At 60.3% G+C, this 18,138-nt stretch carries 20 protein-coding genes; 16 read left to right on the forward strand and 4 right to left on the reverse strand.

What is annotated here, in order from left to right:
• The first annotated feature begins 1 nt into the window (after position 1).
• The 5 genes from QD357_RS08430 (at position 2) to QD357_RS08450 (ending at position 3,789) form a co-directional block, all read left to right on the forward strand.
• Positions 2-934: a heme/hemin ABC transporter substrate-binding protein gene (locus QD357_RS08430; protein WP_414124135.1), complete on the forward strand. Its 933-nt coding sequence runs from the start codon at positions 2-4 to the stop codon at positions 932-934.
• Between the two features lie 20 nt (positions 935-954).
• Positions 955-2,046, forward strand: coding sequence for a FecCD family ABC transporter permease (locus QD357_RS08435; RefSeq protein ID WP_414124142.1), 1,092 nt, complete (start codon positions 955-957; stop codon positions 2,044-2,046).
• Positions 2,047-2,053: 7 nt separating this feature from the next.
• On the forward strand, positions 2,054-2,845 hold the full coding sequence (locus tag QD357_RS08440) for a heme ABC transporter ATP-binding protein (protein WP_107108927.1): 792 nt from the start codon (positions 2,054-2,056) through the stop codon (positions 2,843-2,845).
• Positions 2,846-3,024: 179 nt separating this feature from the next.
• Entirely contained in the window at positions 3,025-3,375 is a 351-nt protein-coding gene (locus QD357_RS08445) for a DUF883 family protein (protein ID WP_107109436.1), read from the forward strand.
• 9 nt (positions 3,376-3,384) lie between these two features.
• Positions 3,385-3,789 carry a hypothetical protein gene (locus QD357_RS08450; protein WP_107108928.1) on the forward strand — a complete coding sequence of 135 codons (405 nt, stop codon included), beginning with the start codon at positions 3,385-3,387 and terminating at the stop codon, positions 3,787-3,789.
• 134 nt (positions 3,790-3,923) lie between these two features.
• Here the strand turns inward: QD357_RS08450 and QD357_RS08455 are convergent, their stop codons facing one another.
• Complete coding sequence (locus tag QD357_RS08455; protein ID WP_107108929.1) at positions 3,924-4,475, reverse strand: RNA polymerase sigma factor; 552 nt, start codon at positions 4,473-4,475, stop codon at positions 3,924-3,926.
• A gap of 12 nt (positions 4,476-4,487) precedes the next feature.
• On the reverse strand, positions 4,488-4,694 hold the full coding sequence (locus tag QD357_RS08460) for a NepR family anti-sigma factor (RefSeq protein WP_107108930.1): 207 nt from the start codon (positions 4,692-4,694) through the stop codon (positions 4,488-4,490).
• A 266-nt stretch (positions 4,695-4,960) separates the two neighbouring features.
• Between QD357_RS08460 and QD357_RS08465 the strand changes: the two genes are divergently transcribed.
• From QD357_RS08465 to QD357_RS08485, 5 genes are all read left to right on the forward strand, one after another.
• Positions 4,961-5,755, forward strand: coding sequence for a response regulator (locus QD357_RS08465; RefSeq protein ID WP_107108931.1), 795 nt, complete (start codon positions 4,961-4,963; stop codon positions 5,753-5,755).
• Positions 5,756-5,980: 225 nt separating this feature from the next.
• Positions 5,981-6,937, forward strand: coding sequence for a sensor histidine kinase (locus tag QD357_RS08470; RefSeq protein WP_181316102.1), 957 nt, complete (start codon positions 5,981-5,983; stop codon positions 6,935-6,937).
• Positions 6,938-7,481: 544 nt separating this feature from the next.
• Positions 7,482-8,840, forward strand: a complete 1,359-nt coding sequence (locus QD357_RS08475) for an NAD(P)-dependent oxidoreductase (protein WP_107108933.1) — start codon at positions 7,482-7,484, stop codon at positions 8,838-8,840.
• A gap of 13 nt (positions 8,841-8,853) precedes the next feature.
• Positions 8,854-10,167 (forward strand): NAD-dependent dihydropyrimidine dehydrogenase subunit PreA, encoded by a 1,314-nt coding sequence (gene preA / locus QD357_RS08480; RefSeq protein ID WP_107108934.1) that lies wholly within the window; start codon positions 8,854-8,856, stop codon positions 10,165-10,167.
• Between the two features lie 306 nt (positions 10,168-10,473).
• Complete coding sequence (locus QD357_RS08485) at positions 10,474-10,560, forward strand: SEC-C metal-binding domain-containing protein (protein ID WP_245276515.1); 87 nt, start codon at positions 10,474-10,476, stop codon at positions 10,558-10,560.
• A 95-nt stretch (positions 10,561-10,655) separates the two neighbouring features.
• On the opposite strand, the gene rutR is transcribed toward QD357_RS08485, so the two are convergent.
• Entirely contained in the window at positions 10,656-11,300 is a 645-nt protein-coding gene (gene rutR / locus QD357_RS08490) for an HTH-type transcriptional regulator RutR (RefSeq protein WP_028751882.1), read from the reverse strand.
• A gap of 299 nt (positions 11,301-11,599) precedes the next feature.
• Here rutR and QD357_RS08495 point away from each other — a divergent pair, with 299 nt between their 5' ends.
• Together QD357_RS08495 and hydA are read left to right on the forward strand one after the other, a co-directional pair.
• A complete protein-coding gene (locus tag QD357_RS08495) occupies positions 11,600-12,853 on the forward strand; it encodes a Zn-dependent hydrolase (protein ID WP_107108935.1) in 1,254 nt (417 codons plus the stop codon).
• A gap of 49 nt (positions 12,854-12,902) precedes the next feature.
• Positions 12,903-14,357 (forward strand): dihydropyrimidinase, encoded by a 1,455-nt coding sequence (gene hydA / locus QD357_RS08500; protein ID WP_107108936.1) that lies wholly within the window; start codon positions 12,903-12,905, stop codon positions 14,355-14,357.
• 30 nt (positions 14,358-14,387) lie between these two features.
• Here the strand turns inward: hydA and QD357_RS08505 are convergent, their stop codons facing one another.
• The gene (locus tag QD357_RS08505) at positions 14,388-14,801 is read right to left on the reverse strand and encodes a cupin domain-containing protein (RefSeq protein WP_107108937.1); all 414 of its coding nucleotides are present in this window, start codon (positions 14,799-14,801) and stop codon (positions 14,388-14,390) included.
• A 124-nt stretch (positions 14,802-14,925) separates the two neighbouring features.
• Here QD357_RS08505 and QD357_RS08510 point away from each other — a divergent pair, with 124 nt between their 5' ends.
• From QD357_RS08510 to QD357_RS08525, 4 genes are read left to right on the forward strand one after another with little or no spacing between them, the layout of a single operon-like run.
• Positions 14,926-15,717, forward strand: coding sequence for an ABC transporter ATP-binding protein (locus QD357_RS08510; protein WP_107108938.1), 792 nt, complete (start codon positions 14,926-14,928; stop codon positions 15,715-15,717).
• 9 nt (positions 15,718-15,726) lie between these two features.
• Positions 15,727-16,062, forward strand: coding sequence for a hypothetical protein (locus QD357_RS08515; protein WP_107108939.1), 336 nt, complete (start codon positions 15,727-15,729; stop codon positions 16,060-16,062).
• Between the two features lie 2 nt (positions 16,063-16,064).
• Positions 16,065-16,952 (forward strand): ABC transporter permease, encoded by an 888-nt coding sequence (locus tag QD357_RS08520; protein ID WP_414124143.1) that lies wholly within the window; start codon positions 16,065-16,067, stop codon positions 16,950-16,952.
• Complete coding sequence (locus QD357_RS08525; protein ID WP_107108941.1) at positions 16,949-18,082, forward strand: ABC transporter permease; 1,134 nt, start codon at positions 16,949-16,951, stop codon at positions 18,080-18,082. The genes QD357_RS08520 and QD357_RS08525 overlap by 4 nt, the downstream gene beginning before the upstream one ends.
• Positions 18,083-18,138: the final 56 nt, after the last annotated feature.

Below are 18,138 nucleotides of genomic sequence, written 5' to 3' on the forward strand. Positions count from 1 at the left end.
CATGACGATGCTGAAGAACCTCAAGCGCATCAAGCCGTGGGAAATCGCGCTGACCGCGCTGGTGATGGCTCTGCCGCTTGTTCCCCCGAGCCCGGTCAAGGGCGGCTATGGTCTGGTCGAGCGCGCTCATGCTGCGGAAGCGCCGAAGATCGATACATCCCGCCTCGTTTCGGTCGGCGGCGACGTCACCGAAATCATCTATGCGCTCGGCGAGGAAAGCAGGCTGATCGCCCGCGACTCCACCAGCACGTATCCGGAGGCGGCAGCCAAGTTGCCCGATGTCGGTTATATGCGGGCGCTGTCGCCGGAGGGCATCCTCGCCGTCAATCCGACCGCCATCGTTGCCGTGGACGGTTCCGGTCCGCCGGAGGCTTTGGCAGTGTTGCGCAATGCCAGCATACCTTTCGAGACAGTGCCGCAGACCTATGACCGCGCCGGCATCCTGAAGAAAATCGACGTCGTCGGCTCACTGCTCGGTGTGCCCGACAAGGCGAAGGCACTGGAAGACAAGGTTGCCGCCGATCTCGATGCGGCAATTGCAGACTCCGAGAAGCGCCCGCAGGCCGAACGCAAACGTGTGCTTTTCATCCTTAGCAACCAGAACGGCAAGATCCTCGCCTCCGGCAGCAATACCGCCGCCGAGGGCATCATCAAGCTTGCCGGGGCCATCAATGCCGTCGGCAATTTCTCAGGCTACAAGCCAATGACCGACGAAGCGATCATCGAGGCAAAGCCCGACGTGATCCTCATCATGGATCGCGAAGGTCCGCTGTCGATGAAAGACGACGACCTGTTGAAGCAGCCGGCAATTTCGCTGACACCCGCGGCCAGCCAAAAGGCGATCGTCCGCATGGATGGGCTGCATCTGCTCGGCTTCGGGCCGCGCACCGCAGGTGCCGTGCGCGAGCTGAATGCCGCGATCTACGGAGGCTGAGGGTGGCGCTCAACGAGGTCATGCCGGGGCTGAAGCGCATGTCGCACCGAAGGGACCGCCACCACCGCGAGGGCGACCGCACTGCACTCTCCCTCTTCGTGCTGACCGGCCTCGTCATCGCCGCCCTTCTTGCGTTCGCTTTTTCGATCACCACCGGCGCATCCGATGCCTCGATCGTCGACGTCATCGGCAGCATGGTGAACGGCGGCGCCGACAATGCGCTGAGCAACCGCGACCGCATCATCATCTTCGATATCCGCCTGCCCCGCGCCATTCTCGGATTCCTGATCGGTGGCGGGCTCGCAGTCTCCGGCGCGGTCATGCAGGGCCTGTTCCGAAATCCGCTGGCCGATCCCGGCCTGATCGGCATTTCGGCCGGCTCCAGCCTCGGCGCAGTGGGGATGATCGTCCTCGGCGGCATCCTCGCGCCGGTCGCACATGTCTTCGGCATCTTCTCTCTACCGATCGCAGCCTTTGTCGGCGGCCTCGTCACGACCATACTTCTCTACAGAGTGGCGACGCGACAGGGACTGACATCCATAGCGACCATGCTGCTGGCCGGCATTGCGCTCGGCGCGCTGGCGCTGGCAGCGACCGGCTTGCTGATCTATATGGCCGATGACCGGCAACTGCGCGATCTCACCTTCTGGAGCATGGGATCGCTCGCCGGCGCGACCTGGACCAAGATCGCCGCCACCGGACCGATCATCGTCCTTTCCATGCTACCACTGCCCTTCATGGCGCGCGGCCTCAATGCGCTGACGCTCGGCGAAGCAGCAGCCTTCCATATGGGCGTCGCTGTGCAGCGGCTGAAGAATATTGCCATCGTCAGCGTTGCGGCCGCGGTTGGCGCTTCCGTCGCGGTCAGCGGCGGCATCGGCTTCGTCGGCATCATCGTGCCGCATATCCTGCGCACGGCAATCGGCCCGGACCATCGCTTCCTGCTGCCGGCTTCCGCCCTGCTCGGCGGTTCGCTGCTGATCATCGCCGACGTGGTGGCCCGCACCGTCGTCTCGCCGGCCGAACTGCCGATCGGCATCATCACCGCGGGTGTCGGCGGGCCTTTCTTCCTGTGGATGCTGCTTCGGCAGCGTTCGCGCCTCAGCCTGTGAGGTTCCGATGATCGACGTCTCGAACCTTTCCGTCCGGCTCTCCGGCAAGACAGTCGTGCAGGATGTTTGCTTCACCGCCAAGGCCGGCGCGCTGACGGCGATTTGCGGGCCGAACGGCTCTGGCAAGACGACGATCATGAAGGCCATTTCGGGGGAAATCGCCTATCAGGGTTCGGTGCGCCTCAACGCATCGGAGATCGGCAGCCTTCAGGCTTGGCAACTGGCTGAAATGCGCGGCGTGCTGCCCCAGGCAAGCGCCATCTCGTTCCCTTTCACCGTTCGCGAAATTGTCCGTATGGGGCTGACCAGCGGGCGCAACAGCCATCCCGAACAGGCCGATCGCATCGCTGCCGAGGCGCTCTCCTCCGTCGATCTTGCCGGCTTCGAAGGGCGCTTCTATCAGGAGCTTTCCGGCGGGGAGCAACAACGCGTCCAACTCGCCCGGGTTCTATGCCAAATTTCCGAGCCTATCGTCGACGGTAAGCCCTGCTGGCTGCTTCTCGATGAGCCCGTCTCCAGTCTCGACATCAGCCACCAACTGACCATCATGACGCTCGCCCGGCAATTCTGCCGGCGCGGCGGCGGCGTCATCGCCGTCATGCATGATCTCAACCTGACCGCGCTCTTCGCCGACCAAATGGTCCTGCTCAAGAACGGGCGGTCGCGGGCAGCGGGTCCCGTGGGGGACGTTCTAACCGACCGGCATTTACAGGATGTCTTTGGCTGCGCGCTAAGGGTCAATCGTGTTCCCATCGACGGCGTCCCATTCGTTCTCGCCCATAGCGCACTGGCGGACTGACCTTCCTTTCGTCAAATCCGGAACTTTTCGTTGCATCGCCGCGTTGATGATCGGTGATCCAGATCAATGTTCTGCGCGATCATCAGCGCAATATGTCTGGCAGCATTCGCTCATCGCAAAAGCCGGCGCAGCTTTGCAGCGCCAGGCCAAAGACGCTAACGACGCAAGGGAGCAAGACCATGGCAACATCCATCCTCCATTCGGCGCGAGCTAAACGGAATGGCGGCAGCCTGCACGACCTCGAAGCCAGCATTGAGGAGCAGATCCAGCATCTGCGCAACGAAATTGCCGCTTTCGCCAAGATCGTCGGTGAAAACAGTGCTATCCAGAGTAAGACGATGCGCGCGCGCGCCGAGACCGGGTTCGAAGATTTGGCGGCTCGTGGCGAAGACTTGCTGCGTGACTTGCAGCACGGCTATACGAAGGGCACGCGCGAAATGCGCAGGACCGTGCGCCAACATCCCATTGCCACCATCGGGGCTGCTGCAGCTTTCGGATTGGCGTTCGCCCTGCTTCTGTCACGCCGCTAAGGAGCTGCAATGCTAGCTCCGCTCCTCGGCCTGTTTCTCTCGGGCACATTGAGCCGCACCGTTGCGCGTACAAAGCGCGACGGTGTTTTCATCGGTATCGCCACTGTCCTCCTTCTGACGGCCTATGCCTTTGCCCTCATAGCGGCCGCTATCTGGCTGGCAACGATCTATGGTCTAGCCGTTTCGGCGCTGCTGATTGCCGCCGGCGCGCTGCTGCTCGCCCTGATCCTTCTCGTCATCATGGTCATCATCGACAGGCAGGAAGAACGGCGTGCCCGCGAACGCCGCGCCGCCTTGGAATCAATGGCCGTCGCGGCGCTCGGCCTTGCAAAGTCGCAACCGCTGCTGACCGCTGCCATCGCTACCGCGCTGGTGTTCGGCAATCTGATCGGCACAAAGAGGCGAGATGATTGAGAGCGGCTTGATCAGGCCCGTATTGCAGCACATCACCGCAAACAGTTCAAATCCCATGAGCCGCCGGCAACGCCTAGAAATGTTGCCGTGCCCGCGCCACCAGGCGCGGACGACAGGGATGCAGATCACATGATTTAGAAGGCAAACGCCTTGGACGTCAAAGGCGCTGAAGTGGCGTCCGGGCCGAAGTCCGCTTCTCCGGAAATCTGCAGCAATTCCTGCAGACGCTGGCGGGCGCGGTTGACCCGGCTCTTGATGGTGCCGACAGCGCAGCCGCAGATTTCGGCAGCTTCTTCATAGGAAAAACCGGACGCGCCGACCAGGATGATGGCTTCGCGCTGATCGGGCGGCAATTGGTCCAGTGCCTTGCGGAAATCCTGCAGGTCGAGCGCACCGTATTGCGCGGGATGCGTCGCCATCGATTCCGTGAACAGGCCATCGCTGTCCTGCACCTCGCGGCCGCTCTTGCGCATCTGGCTGTAGAGTTCGTTGCGCAGGATGGTGAAGAGCCAGGCCTTCATATTGGTGCCCATCTCGAAATGGTCCTGCTTGGCCCAAGCCTTCATGATCGTGTCCTGCACGAGATCATCGGCTCGGTCGTGGCGGCCGGTCAACGAAATGGCAAAGGCACGCAGGCTCGGTAGGGCAGCCAGGAGTTCGCGCTTGAAGCTCGGTTGCGGTTCCATAACGCTTCCTCCTTAATCGGAGACTTTTGCGGAAGCCAAACGTTCGGCCTGATCCAGCTTCTCGAGCAGGTCGAGCAAGCGATCCGGGATAGCCTCATCCTGCGCCGCAGCATAGAATGAGCGCAACCGGTTGCCGATTTGATTGTTAGGATCGAGGATATCGACAGCACGCACGTCAGGCCGTTTGCGGTCCGCGTCCTCTTGATTCTGGGTGGTCATTTAGCCTGCTCACTTCCGCATTTCTTGCGTTCATGGATTCGGGGTGTACCTCTATGCACCCCAATGTGGAGGCCGCTGCCCTCCTCACGTCCCTTCTTGGCCCGAATTCGGAGAGGTTGAAGCCTACTGTTCGTCGGCAGGGTAATGTCTTTCCTCAAAAAAAGTTCCGATGCCGAGGAACTTTTTTACTGAATTTGCGTTTGTTTGTCATTGCAGTCTTGGAGGCTGTGTTTCAATTAGGAATTGATAAAGGGCGGGAGCCATTGATGACACTTTCCACACGCATTGCGCCGCATCTTCCCTATTTGCGCCGCTATTCCCGTGCGCTGACCGGGACACAGACATCGGGTGACGCCTATGTCGCGGCGGTTTTGGAAGCGATCATTGCCGATCTTTCCATCTTCCCAGACACGCCCAACGACCGCGTTGCACTCTATAAACTCTTCACTCAACTCTTCGGTTCCACGGCGATCCAGATTCCCGAGCCGACCTCGCCCTATGCGTGGGAACAGCGCGCTTCGGTCAATCTCGCCAAGGTTTCGCCGGTCGCGCGCCAGGCCTTCCTGCTCGCCTCCGTCGAAAACTTCCGTCTCGGCGAAATCGCCGACATTCTCGACGTGACGGAGACCGAAGCCATGAATCTGCTCGACAAGGCATCACAGGAAATTTCACGCCAAGTCGCGACAGACATCATGATCATCGAGGATGAACCGCTGATCGCGATGGATATCGAGCAGATGGTGGAAAGCCTCGGGCATCGGGTCACCGGCATCGCCCGCACCCATGCGGAGGCGGTTGCCCTGCACAATGCCACCAATCCCAGCATGGTGCTCGCCGACATTCAGCTTGCCGACGGCAGCTCCGGCATCGATGCTGTCAATGACATCCTCAAGACGTCGAGCATACCGGTCATTTTCATCACCGCTTTCCCCGAGCGGTTACTGACCGGCGAGCGGCCGGAGCCGACCTTCCTTGTGACCAAGCCATTCAATCCCGACATGGTGAAAGCTCTGATCAGCCAGGCGCTTTTCTTTAACGAAACCACAAAGGTGGCCGCCTGACCCGAATCGACATTTTGTCGCGGAACAAAAAAAGCAACCGGACGTTCCGGCTGCTTAGGGACGCTTTACCGACTGTTATAGCGAATGATTGTATAAACCGGATCGAGTTCTTCCGGCTGAGAATACCCTGTCGGCAGGGTTCTCGAAATTGGAGTGAAAGGCAAGCCGGTGAATACGACTGAACCATTATCCGGCACGCCTTTAAGTTTTGAAGGCAAGGTCGCTATGATGGAGCGGGCGCTGGGCAGCGCCGGTATCTCGATCCTCTTTCAAGACCCAAGCCTTGCGATCCGCTATGCGGAAAACTTGCCCGATCACCTGAAACCGTCCCTCATCATCGGCGGCACGGACATCCATCTCTTCGGCGAGAAGGATGGCGAACACCTGTCTCGGTTGAAACGCGGCGTGCTGGAAAGCGGCAAGCCCGTCAGCGCCGAAGTGGAGTTCGTGACCGGCGATGGCGTGCGCATTTACGAGCTGAAGATCGAGCGCATCGGAGGGCGCAAGCCGCAGGGCCTGCTCTCCGTCATCACCGAGGTCACCGAGAGCCGCCACCGCGAAAAAGTATTGAAATCGCTGCTGCGCGAGCTGTCGCATCGCTCCAAGAACCTTCTGGCGATCATCCAGGGCATTGCGACGCAGACGGCGCGTCATACGCTGTCGCTCGACAATTTCCTGATCAAGTTCCGCGGCCGCCTGCAATCCCTATCGAATTCGCAGGACCTGATCACCGATTCAAGCTGGCGCGGCGCCTATCTGTTCGAACTCGCCGAAAAGCAATTCGCCCCCTACTGGCCCGATGCGGGAGTGCCGATGCCGATCTACGGCATCAATGCGCATCTCACCCCGAATGCCGCAGTGCATCTCGGGCTTGCCCTGCATGAGCTGATCGTCAATTCCGCCTCGCATGGCGCCATCTCCGCCGGCGCCACCAGCATCACGCTGAACTGCAAGGAAGCAGAACTCGATGGTAAGAAGGCGATCGAGGTGGCTTGGTCGGAGCGCTTCTTTTTCCCCGCCGATCATGAGTTCGAGGACAACAGCTTCAGCCGCACCGTGCTGGAGCGGGTCGTGCCCACATCCATGAACGGACGCGCCCAGTTCGCCATCGACGACGACAGCATCGGCTATCGCCTGACAATACCCGAAACCGAATATGAAATCCTGAAGCGCCGGTCCTAGAGCAGTTTTCTGTCCGGAGCGGGAAAGCGATTCCGTGAAACGCTTTCCCGCTCTAGGCAAAGCTACAAAAGAAAACAGCCAGCGCGAGGGCGGCGCACTGGCTGCTTTTCACTCATCGGGAGGGGACCGTGAGTAGATGCCCGGTGATGAGTTTTGGGGGCGTGCATCGGTTGATGCGATCATCACCAGGACACCTCCTTAACGATGGCGCCGAACCTTGGTTCCATCTTTCTTAAAAAAATTTCGATTTTTTCTCCAGCATCTATCGCCAATGTCAAAAATGGGCGCCAACGGACCTTTGAGGCCGCGCTGAACTCGGAAGCTTACCGCTTTGCGCTCCGCTCAGCCGGCATCCGTTCCTCGAAAATAAAATCGAACCATATGTTTAGCGGAGACCCCTCGACTGGGTGCAGCACTGCATGATCGCGACAGCGCTGCCTGTGCTGACAATGGCAGAACGCTCCAAAATTTTACCGTTTGATAAATTTTTTATCCTGAGTTACCGTTCATACCACTGGCTGTTTACTATAATGAGGGAACTTCAATGGGACGCCTGGAAACTGGGATTCATAAAGGCAGGCTGACGCCGGCCGAATATGATGCGAACTTTTCCGATCTGCATCCGCGCCTTGATCGTCACGAGGCCTTGGTCGCTGCCGACCGCTGTTATTTCTGCTATGACGCGCCGTGCATGACGGCCTGTCCGACCTCCATCGACATTCCGCTGTTCATCCGGCAGATTTCGACTGGCAATCCGATTGGCTCGGCCAAGACGATCTTCGACCAGAACATCCTCGGCGGCATGTGCGCCCGCGTCTGTCCCACCGAACAGCTCTGCGAGCAGGCTTGCGTGCGCAACACTGCCGAAGAGCGCCCCGTCGAAATCGGCCGCCTACAGCGCTATGCCACTGACACGGCGATGGCCGAGAACAAGCAGTTCTACGCTCGGGCCGCCTCCACCGGCAAGAAGATCGCTGTCGTTGGCGCCGGTCCAGCCGGCCTCGCCTGCGCCCACCGCCTCGCAGTGAATGGCCACGACGTCACCATTTTCGACGCCCGCCAAAAGGCCGGCGGCCTCAATGAATATGGCATCGCCACCTACAAGACGGTCGATGATTTCGCCCAGAAGGAAGTCGACTACGTGCTGTCGATCGGCGGCATCGAAGTGAAGAACGGCCAGGCACTCGGCCGCGATTTCAGCCTTGCCGATCTTTCGTCGCAGTATGATGCCGTCTTCCTCGGCCTCGGCCTTGCCGGCGTCAACGCATTGCGTGCCGAAGGCGAAGATCTCGACGGTGTTGCCGATGCCGTCGGCTATATCGCCGATCTGCGCCAGGCCAAGAACAAGGCAGACATCGCCATCGGCCGCCGCGTCGTCGTCCTTGGCGGCGGCATGACCGCGATTGATGCCGCCGTGCAGGCAAAGCTGCTCGGCGCCGAAGAGGTGACGATCTGTTATCGCCGCGGCAAGGAGAATATGAACGCCTCGGAATACGAGCAGGATCTCGCCGCCTCCAAGGGCGTCATCATCCGCCACTGGCTGGCGCCAAAGCGCATTCTCGACAAGGACGGCAAGGTCGCCGGCATCGAAGTCGAATATACCGAATTGCGCGACGGCAAGCTGACCGGCACCGGCGATACCGGCGTCATCGCCGCCGATCAGATCTTCAAGGCAATCGGCCAGACATTCGAGGCCTCCGGATTAGGCGCGTTGCGCATGGAATCCGGCCGCATCTCCATCGACGGCGAAGGCCGGACCTCGCTCGAGGGCATCTGGGCCGGCGGCGACTGCGTGCTCGGCGGCGACGACCTGACGGTCTCCGCTGTTGCACAGGGTCGCGACGCGGCCGAATCCATCAACCGTGCGCTCGCTGCCGCCAAGCCGGCCGCTGCAGTCGCCTGAAAGGAGAACCAACATGGCTGATCTCCGCAATAATTTCGTTGGCATCAAATCCCCAAACCCGTTCTGGCTCGCCTCGGCGCCGCCGACCGACAAGGCCTACAACGTCGAACGCGCCTTCAAGGCCGGTTGGGGCGGCGTGGTTTGGAAGACCCTCGGCGAGGAAGGCCCGCCGGTCGTCAACGTCAACGGTCCGCGCTACGGCGCGATCTGGGGCGCCGACCGCCGCCTGCTCGGCCTTAACAACATCGAGTTGATCACCGATCGCGACCTCTACACCAACCTGCGCGAAATGAAGCAGGTGAAGATGAACTGGCCGGACCGCGCCCTGATCGCCTCGATCATGGTTCCCTGCGAGGAACAGGCCTGGAAGGCCATCCTGCCGCTGGTGGAAGAAACCGGCGCGGATGGCATCGAGCTCAATTTCGGCTGTCCGCACGGCATGTCTGAACGCGGCATGGGCTCCGCGGTCGGACAGGTGCCGGAATATATCGAAATGGTCGTGCGCTGGTGCAAGCAGTACACCCGCATGCCCGTCATCACCAAGCTGACGCCGAATATCACCGACATCCGCAAGCCCGCCCGGGCAGCCAAGGCCGGTGGCACCGACGCCGTGTCGCTGATCAACACGATCAACTCGATCGTTTCCGTCGATCTCGACAATTTCGCGCCGAACCCGACGGTCGGCGGCAAGGGCAGCCATGGCGGCTATTGCGGCCCGGCCGTCAAGCCGATCGCGCTCAACATGGTGGCCGAGATAGCGCGCGATCCCGAAACCTACGGCCTGCCGATCTCCGGCATCGGCGGCATCACCACCTGGCGTGACGCAGCTGAATTCCTGGCTCTCGGCGCCGGTAACGTGCAGGTCTGTACCGCCGCAATGACCTATGGCTTCAAGATCGTCCAGGAAATGATATCCGGCCTCTCCGATTGGATGGACGAAAAGGGCCACAGCAATCTGGACGACATCATCGGCCGTGCCGTGCCGAATGTTTCCGACTGGCAGTATCTCAACCTCAACTACATCGCCAAGGCGAAGATCGATCAGGACGCCTGCATCAAATGCGGTCGCTGCTATATCGCCTGCGAAGACACCTCGCACCAGGCCATCACCAACATGGTCGACGGCGCCAGACACTTCGAGGTGATGGATGAGGAATGCGTCGGCTGCAATCTCTGCGTCAGCGTCTGTCCCGTCGAGAACTGCATCACCATGGAAGCCTTGCCGGCCGGCAGCCTCGACAAGCGCACCGGCAAGACCGTCGACCCGAACTATGCCAACTGGACGACCCATCCGAACAATCCGATGGCCCGGCAGGCGGCGGAGTAACACTGGCGACAATTCGCTTGAACATAAAGAGGCGGTCGCAGCTTGCTGCGGCCGCCTCTTCGTAGCTGGCATCGGCCTCATTCAAAAAACATGTTTCGCGGCTCGCGGAAGCATAGAAAACGAGCTATGGGGCACGCGCTGCGAATAATCGCAAAAATAACAATCCAAAGGAGGCGACCATGTCACGCAAGTCCCACACCCTCCACGACGTGAGCTTTTGAGGTCACGTCCAAACGACGTAAGGCTTTCCCATCGGAATCGCGGGTTAAGACTGGCTCACAATTCGTTCATGGCGATGTCGAGCTGATCGAAAAACTCGGCCGCAACGATCCCTGCCCCTGCGGTTCTCGGAGGCGGTTTCAAGAATTGCTGCCTGAAATCAGGCCGCTATGACGGCATCGAGCGGGACTACTATTTTTAGAGATCGGAACTGAGTTCAATCAGCCTGGCATGTGTGACGCAATTTCTTTCGAGGATTGCGTCACCGCTCAAGTGTGGCGCATGCGGAGCCCGTCGACGAAAAGCTGTTCGAGGTACCGTGCCGCATCCTCGAAACGCCCCTCCCCTGAATGTTCCTGCCCGAGCACCGCGCGCACCTGCACGTCGAAATCCGCATAATGCTGCGTCGTCGACCAGATGGAGAAGATCAGGTGATAGGGATCGCATTTGGCGATCTTGCCGGCCTTCGCCCAGGCGCGGATGACCTCGGCCTTTTCATCGACAAGGCTCTTCAGCGGACCTCGGAGCTCATCCTCCACATGCGGCGCTCCCTGCAGCATCTCGTTGGCGAACAGGCGGCTTTCCCGCGGAAAATCGCGGGCCATCTCCAGCTTGCGGCGGATATAGGAGCGGATCTCGCTTTCGGGATTGCCATTGGCGTCGAAGGCGCGCAGCGGCTCCAGCCAGGTGAATAGCACCCGGTCGATCAGCGCGCGGTGCATGGCTTCTTTTGTCCGGAAATAGTAGAGCAGATTGGGTTTCGACATGCCGGCGACCTCGGCGATCTGGTCGATGGTCGAGCCGCGAAAGCCATGCACGGAGAATACGTCCAGCGCGGCCTCGAGTATTACTTCTTCTTTTTCTTCCTGAATTCGAGTGCGGCGTTGCGTCTTGGCGGCTCTGGGGATGGCCATGTCTGGTTTGTTTCTCCTTGAAATCCAAGCCCTTCGGCCAAGCTCTCATTCCCCTGCCCATGCTTTAATTTTGGGCAACTGCCTGTAATTTTGTCGGGAATTTTCGTGCTTTTCGTCTTGAGCGCCGCCACGGAAGTTGTAATGTTTACCAATCGGTCAAATTATCCGTCAGATGTCTTTTAAAGGCAACCGGCGATTTTCCGGGGCGAGAAAAACAAGCAAGCGCGCCGGAAGCGACCATCGGGAACAATTGGGCATGCGCCTTGCATGACCCGGGAAAAACAGGTGAGGATTGCATCATGGTGGCAACGCCAGGAGAAAACATGCGTATCAATGGCGATCGCCTTTGGGACGCACTGATGGACATGGCGAAGATCGGCCCCGGCATCGCCGGCGGCAATAATCGCCAGACGCTCACCGACGCCGACGCCGAAGGCCGAAGCCTTTTCAAGACATGGTGCGACGAGGCCGGCTTGAAAGTAGGTGTCGACAAGATGGGCACGATGTTCGCGACCCGCCCCGGCACCGATCCGAACGCCCTGCCGGTCTACGTCGGCTCGCATCTCGACACCCAGCCGACCGGCGGCAAATATGATGGTGTGCTCGGCGTGCTCGGCGCGCTGGAGGTTGTTCGCACGATGAACGATCTCGGCATCAAGACCAAGCATCCGATCGTGGTCACCAATTGGGCCAATGAAGAAGGTGCTCGTTTCGCCCCTGCCATGCTCGCCTCCGGCGTCTTCGCCGGCGTGCATTCGCTGGACTATGCCTATGGCCGCAAGGACCCCGAGGGTAAAACCTACGGCGAGGAACTGAAGCGCATTGGGTGGCTCGGCGATGAAGAGGTCGGCAGCCGCAAGATGCATGCCTATTTCGAATATCACATCGAACAGGGACCTATCCTCGAAGCCGAAGACAAGACCATCGGCGTCGTCACGCACTGTCAGGGCCTGTGGTGGCTGGAATTCACGCTGACCGGCAAGGAAGCGCATACCGGCTCGACGCCGATGAACATGCGCGTCAATGCCGGGCTTGCCATGTCGCGCATCATCGAAATGGTGCAGGGTGTGGCGATGGAAAACCAGCCGGGCGCCGTCGGCGGTGTCGGCCAGGTCTTCTTCTCGCCAAATTCGCGCAACGTGCTGCCGGGCAAGGTGGTCTTCACGGTCGACATCCGCTCGCCCGACAAGGCGAAGCTCGACCGCATGCGCGCCAAGATCGAGGCTGAAGCGCCTGGTATCTGCGACGCCCTCGGCGTCGGCTGTTCCGTCGAAGCCATCGGCCATTTCGAACCGGTGACCTTCGATCCGAAGCTCGTCACCGCGGTGCGCGACGCGGCAGAGAAGCTGGGCTACAGCCACATGAACCTCATCTCCGGCGCCGGCCACGACGCCTGCTGGGCCGCCAAGGTGGCACCGGCCACCATGGTCATGTGCCCCTGCGTCGGCGGCCTGTCGCACAACGAGGCCGAGGAGATTTCCAAGGAATGGGCGACCGCAGGTGCGGATGTCCTGTTCCACGCGGTCCTGGAGACTGCGGAGATTGTGGCGTGACGGCCATCCTCGCGCAGCACCAGACATTCACACATCGGGAGCAGACACCATGAGCACAGTCATCAAGGGTGGAACCATCGTCACGGCCGACTTGACCTATAAGGCCGATGTCAAGGTCGAAGGCGGTAAGATTGTCGAGATCGGGCAGAACCTGTCCGGCAATGAAGTGCTCGACGCCACGGGCTGCTATGTCATGCCGGGCGGCATCGATCCGCATACGCATCTCGAAATGCCATTCATGGGCACCTATTCCTCGGACGATTTCGAGAGCGGCACCCGCGCTGCCCTTGCCGGCGGCACGACGATGGTGGTGGATTTTGCCCTGCCCTCGCCGGGCCAATCGCTGCTCGAAGCGCTGACCATGTGGGACAACAAGTCGACGCGGGCAAATTGTGATTACTCCTTCCACATGGCGATTACCTGGTGGAGCGAGCAGGTCTTCAACGAGATGGAAGCCGTCGTCCGCGAAAAGGGCATCAACACCTTCAAGCACTTCATGGCCTATAAGGGCGCCCTGATGGTGGATGACGACGAGATGTTCTCCTCCTTCCAGCGCTGCGCCGAACTCGGCGCGCTGCCGCTCGTTCACGCCGAGAATGGCGACGTGGTCGCGCAGATGCAGGCGAAACTGCTTGCCGAAGGCAATAACGGTCCGGAAGCACACGCCTATTCCCGCCCCGCGGAGGTCGAAGGCGAAGCGACGAACCGCGCCATCATGATTGCCGACATGGCCGGCAGCCCGGTCTACATCGTGCACACCTCCTGCGAACAGGCGCACGAAGCCATCCGCCGCGCCCGTCAGAAGGGCATGCGCGTCTATGGCGAACCCTTGATCCAGCACTTGACGCTCGATGAGAGCGAATATGCCAATGCCGATTGGGACCATGCCGCCCGCCGCGTCATGTCGCCGCCCTTCCGCAACAAGCAGCATCAGGACAGCCTCTGGGCCGGCCTCGCTTCCGGCTCCCTGCAGGTGGTGGCCACCGACCATTGCGCCTTCACGACCGCGCAGAAGCGTTTCGGCCTGAATGACTTCACCAAGATTCCGAACGGCACCGGCGGCCTGGAAGACCGCATGCCGATGCTCTGGACCCATGGCGTCAACACCGGCCGCCTGACCATGAACGAGTTCGTCGCGGTGACGTCGACCAACATCGCCAAAATCCTCAACGTCTATCCGAAGAAGGGCGCGATCCTCGTCGGCGCCGATGCCGATATCGTCGTCTGGGACCCGAAGCGTTCGAAGACCATCTCTGCCAACACTCAACAGTCGGCGATCGACTATAACGTCTTCGAAGGCAAGCAGGTGACGGGCCTGCCGCGCTACACGCTAACCCGCGGTGTGGTTGCCATCGAGGAAGGCACGGTCAAGACGCAGCAGGGGCATGGCGAGTTCGTCAAGCGCGAGCCTTTCACCGCCGCCAACCGCGCACTCTCGACCTGGAAAGAGGTCACCGCGCCGCGCAAGGTTCAGCGCAGCGGCATCCCCGCAAGCGGGGTGTGACGCTTGGCAACGGCGTTCCGGTCCATCAGCTCACAACGGCACATATCGCTCCAGATCCGGCAGCAGGACGACACTTTCCTGCTCGTTCGGGTCGGTGCGGGCGATGATGGCTGTCGCCGGCCGGTCGCTGAGATTGGCGGGCAGATGCGGAACGCCGGCCGGAATGTAGAACATCTCGCCGGCATGAACGACAACATGCTCTTCCAATTGATCGCCGAACCAGCAATGCGTCTCGCCGGACAAAGCGTAAATCGCCGTCTCATGCGCGGCATGCAGGTGCGCCTTGGCGCGTCCGCCCGGGGGAATCGTCAGGAGATGCATGCAGATGCCTGTCGAACCCACTGTCTCGGCGGCAATCCCTTCGAAATAGTTGAAGCCTTGTTTCCCGGCATAGGTGCTGCCGGGCTGCACGATGCGGCAGGTTGGCTTCGATGAAACGCTCATGCCATTCCTCCATAAAATTCGATAGATCTGCGGCATCCTCCGGTTCTAAAACCACCGCGATGCCGTATAGGATAACACGCAATCCGCCTCGGCTGCGCGGCGAAAACATGACTGGTAGGTGTTAATGACGTCATCCGCTCCCTCCGTCGTCTCCGCGCGGAACCTCTGCCTCACCTACGAGACAAATGACGGGCCGGTGCATGCACTGAGCAATGTCGATCTCGACGTGCGGAAGGGCGATTTCGTCTCTTTCATCGGCCCGTCCGGCTGCGGCAAGACCACGTTCCTGCGCGTCATCGCCGATCTTGAGCGCAAGACCTCCGGCGACATCACCGTCAACGGCATGACGCCGGAAGAGGCGCGCACCAACCGCGCCTATGGCTACGTTTTTCAGGCGGCTGCCCTTTATCCCTGGCGCACGATCGAAAAGAACATCGCTCTGCCGCTGGAGATCATGGGCTATGCGAAGAGCGATCAGGCCAAGCGCATCGAGCAGACGCTTGATCTGGTCAACCTCACCGGCTTCGCGCACAAATATCCCTGGCAGCTCTCCGGAGGCATGCAGCAGCGCGCCTCCATCGCCCGCGCGCTCGCCTTCGATGCCGACCTGCTGCTGATGGACGAACCCTTCGGTGCCCTCGACGAGATCGTGCGCGATCACCTCAACGAAGCGCTGCTGAAACTTTGGAAGCGAACGAACAAGACCATCTGTTTCGTGACGCACTCGATCCCGGAGGCGGTTTATCTCTCCACCAAGATCGTCGTCATGTCGCCGCGCCCCGGCCGCGTCACCGATGTCATCGAATCCTCCCTTCCGCACGAACGCCCACTGGGTATTCGCGAAACCCCGGAATTTCTGGAGATCGCCCATCGTGTCCGCGACGGGCTGAGAGCCGGGCATAGCTATGAGGAATAGGATCACGCTATGAACCCGCAATTTCTCCTCTGGCTCACTGGTGCCATGGCGGTCTTCATCGGTGGCGCGACTGCTTCGCGGGCCTATATCGCCAACAACAACATATTGATCCTCATCTTCGCGCTCAGCCTCTATTGCGTGGGCAATCTGATGATGGTCCGGCTGATGCGCGAGGGCGGGCTTGGTCTGGCGATCTCCGCCTCTGCCATTGCTCAGCTTGTGGTCGTGAATATCGTTGCCTTCGTCGTCTTCGGCGAGCGGCTCAGTCTGCCGCAGCTTGCCGGCGTCGGGCTCGGCATCGTCGCGATGGCGCTGATGCTGTTTCCGGTGGAAAGGGGCGCGTGACCATGGAGAAGGAGCAATTCTTCAAACATAAATTCCTGCCGGTCACGGCCATCCTGGTGGCAATTATCGTGTTGTGGTACGCCTTTGCCGTCATTCTCAACGCGCCATTCCAGCGCGATCTCGACCGCCGCGCCAACGTCACTTCCGGTACGATGGAATTCATCGGCAAGACGCTCGCGCAGCCGAAGCCGATCCTGCCGGCACCGCATCAGGTGGCGCAGAATGTCTTCGAAAACACGTTTCTAAGACCGCTGACGAGCAATCGCAGCCTCGTCTACAATGCCTGGGTGACTTTGTCCTCCACGGCTGTCGGTTTCGCTTTCGGGACCCTTTTGGGCATCCTCATTGCCGTCGGCATCGTGCATGTCTTGGCACTCGACCGCAGCCTGATGCCATGGATCATCGCCTCGCAGACGATACCGATCCTGGCCATCGCGCCGATGGTCATCGTCGTCCTGGGTTCGATCGGCGTTACCGGCCTTATTCCCAAGGCGCTGGTCTCAACTTACCTCTCCTTCTTTCCCGTCGCCGTTGGCATGGTCAAGGGATTGCGATCGCCGGAAATCATGCATCTCGACCTAATGCGTACCTACAATGCCAGTTCGATGCAGACCTTCTGGAAGCTGCGTGTCCCCGCATCGGTTCCGTTCCTCTTCACCTCGATGAAAGTTGCGATCGCAGCCAGCCTCACCGGAACAATCGTTGGCGAACTGCCAACGGGCGCCGTCGCCGGCATCGGAGCCAAACTGCTCGCCGGCTCCTATCAAAGCTTGACCATCGATATATGGGCGGCCCTCGTTGCCGGCTCGATACTAGCCGCGGCACTGATTGCCGTTGTCAGCATCGCGGCACGTATCGTCGATCGTGCAATGGGAGGTCGGGCGGCATGAAGAATTCTCATGTGTCGTGGCAAGGCACGCTCTCCTTTCTTCTCTGTCTTGCGGCGCTATTGGCGCTGCCGCTGCTCGCCGCCGATGCCGCCACCCCCATCAGTAGCGGAACCACGTTCGTCATCTTCGTTCTCATTGGTGCCGCGGCCCTTGTTTCTTTCATGAACCTGTCCGCAATCCTCTGTGCGTCGATCCTCTTCTTTGCCGCACATGCAGCCGCCTTGCTTCTGCTGGATGGAATATCGGGCAACGAAGGCACCGCGCTCGCCTCGTTTTTTATCCTGCTTGCCGCGGCGTGGCTGCTGGCCTGGCGCTGCGTCGCCATCCTGTCGGTCACCCCGGCACATTCGACCGCCGGGAGCTATACGCTACGGTTGCTCATTCCCGCGATTTTCGGCGTCTGGATCATCATCATCTGGGAAGCCGTAACGCGCGGGTTTGGCATCCCTTTCATCCTGCTGCCACCACCAAGCGCCATTGCTGCCCGCATTGCCAGCTCCGCTTCCATTCTTTGGACGGATGTTCAGCAGACGATCTTCCGGTCGGTTCTAATCGGCTACATTATCGGCTGCACCAGCGGCTTCATCGTCGCCATTCTCGCCGACCGCTTCGCCTTCCTGCGCCGCGGCCTGCTGCCGATCGGCAATCTGGTCTCCGCCCTGCCGATCATCGGTGTCGCGCCGATCATGGTCATGTGGTTCGGCTTCGATTGGGAATCTAAATCGGCTGTCGTCGTCATCATGACCTTCTTCCCGATGCTGGTGAACACGGTCGCCGGCCTCGCCGCCGCCGGCAATATGGAGCGCGATCTGATGCGCACCTATGCGTCGAGCTATTGGCAGACTTTGTTCAAGCTTCGCCTGCCGGCCGCGGCTCCCTTTATCTTCAATGCACTAAAGATCAACTCGACCCTGGCCCTAATCGGTGCCATCGTGGCAGAGTTCTTTGGCACACCCATGTCGGGCATGGGCTTTCGTATTTCAACCGAGAACGGTCGGTTGAATCTCGATATGGTCTGGGCTGAGATCGCGGTCGCCGCGGTCGTCGGCTCCGTCTTCTACGGTATCGTCGCCGTTCTCGAGCGGATGACGACGTTCTGGCATCCGTCTATCCGTGGTGGAAAGACGTAGTTCAGGATCCTGCCAAGGGATCAGGGCATAACTTCAGAGGGAAAAGGACAAAAAAT

It is taken from the genome of Rhizobium sp. BR 317 (assembly GCF_047445835.1).
Lineage (GTDB): Bacteria > Pseudomonadota > Alphaproteobacteria > Rhizobiales > Rhizobiaceae > Rhizobium > Rhizobium paranaense.

Excerpts from the sequence above, each read along its gene's own strand:
- QD357_RS08510 (WP_107108938.1), top strand. The coding sequence starts at position 14,926 with ATGACGTCATCCGCTCCCTCCGTCGTCTCCGCGCGGAACCTCTGCCTC.
- QD357_RS08520 (WP_414124143.1), top strand. The coding sequence starts at position 16,065 with ATGGAGAAGGAGCAATTCTTCAAACATAAATTCCTGCCGGTCACGGCC.
- QD357_RS08495 (WP_107108935.1), top strand. The coding sequence starts at position 11,600 with ATGGTGGCAACGCCAGGAGAAAACATGCGTATCAATGGCGATCGCCTT.
- QD357_RS08435 (WP_414124142.1), top strand. The coding sequence starts at position 955 with ATGCCGGGGCTGAAGCGCATGTCGCACCGAAGGGACCGCCACCACCGC.
- QD357_RS08440 (WP_107108927.1), top strand. The coding sequence starts at position 2,054 with ATGATCGACGTCTCGAACCTTTCCGTCCGGCTCTCCGGCAAGACAGTC.
- QD357_RS08465 (WP_107108931.1), top strand. The coding sequence starts at position 4,961 with ATGACACTTTCCACACGCATTGCGCCGCATCTTCCCTATTTGCGCCGC.
- hydA (WP_107108936.1), top strand. The coding sequence starts at position 12,903 with ATGAGCACAGTCATCAAGGGTGGAACCATCGTCACGGCCGACTTGACC.
- QD357_RS08445 (WP_107109436.1), top strand. The coding sequence starts at position 3,025 with ATGGCAACATCCATCCTCCATTCGGCGCGAGCTAAACGGAATGGCGGC.
- QD357_RS08460 (WP_107108930.1), bottom strand. The coding sequence starts at position 4,694 with ATGACCACCCAGAATCAAGAGGACGCGGACCGCAAACGGCCTGACGTG.
- QD357_RS08470 (WP_181316102.1), top strand. The coding sequence starts at position 5,981 with ATGATGGAGCGGGCGCTGGGCAGCGCCGGTATCTCGATCCTCTTTCAA.
- preA (WP_107108934.1), top strand. The coding sequence starts at position 8,854 with ATGGCTGATCTCCGCAATAATTTCGTTGGCATCAAATCCCCAAACCCG.
- QD357_RS08430 (WP_414124135.1), top strand. The coding sequence starts at position 2 with ATGACGATGCTGAAGAACCTCAAGCGCATCAAGCCGTGGGAAATCGCG.
- QD357_RS08475 (WP_107108933.1), top strand. The coding sequence starts at position 7,482 with ATGGGACGCCTGGAAACTGGGATTCATAAAGGCAGGCTGACGCCGGCC.
- QD357_RS08505 (WP_107108937.1), bottom strand. The coding sequence starts at position 14,801 with ATGAGCGTTTCATCGAAGCCAACCTGCCGCATCGTGCAGCCCGGCAGC.
- QD357_RS08455 (WP_107108929.1), bottom strand. The coding sequence starts at position 4,475 with ATGGAACCGCAACCGAGCTTCAAGCGCGAACTCCTGGCTGCCCTACCG.
- QD357_RS08525 (WP_107108941.1), top strand. The coding sequence starts at position 16,949 with ATGAAGAATTCTCATGTGTCGTGGCAAGGCACGCTCTCCTTTCTTCTC.
- QD357_RS08450 (WP_107108928.1), top strand. The coding sequence starts at position 3,385 with ATGCTAGCTCCGCTCCTCGGCCTGTTTCTCTCGGGCACATTGAGCCGC.
- rutR (WP_028751882.1), bottom strand. The coding sequence starts at position 11,300 with ATGGCCATCCCCAGAGCCGCCAAGACGCAACGCCGCACTCGAATTCAG.
- QD357_RS08515 (WP_107108939.1), top strand. The coding sequence starts at position 15,727 with ATGAACCCGCAATTTCTCCTCTGGCTCACTGGTGCCATGGCGGTCTTC.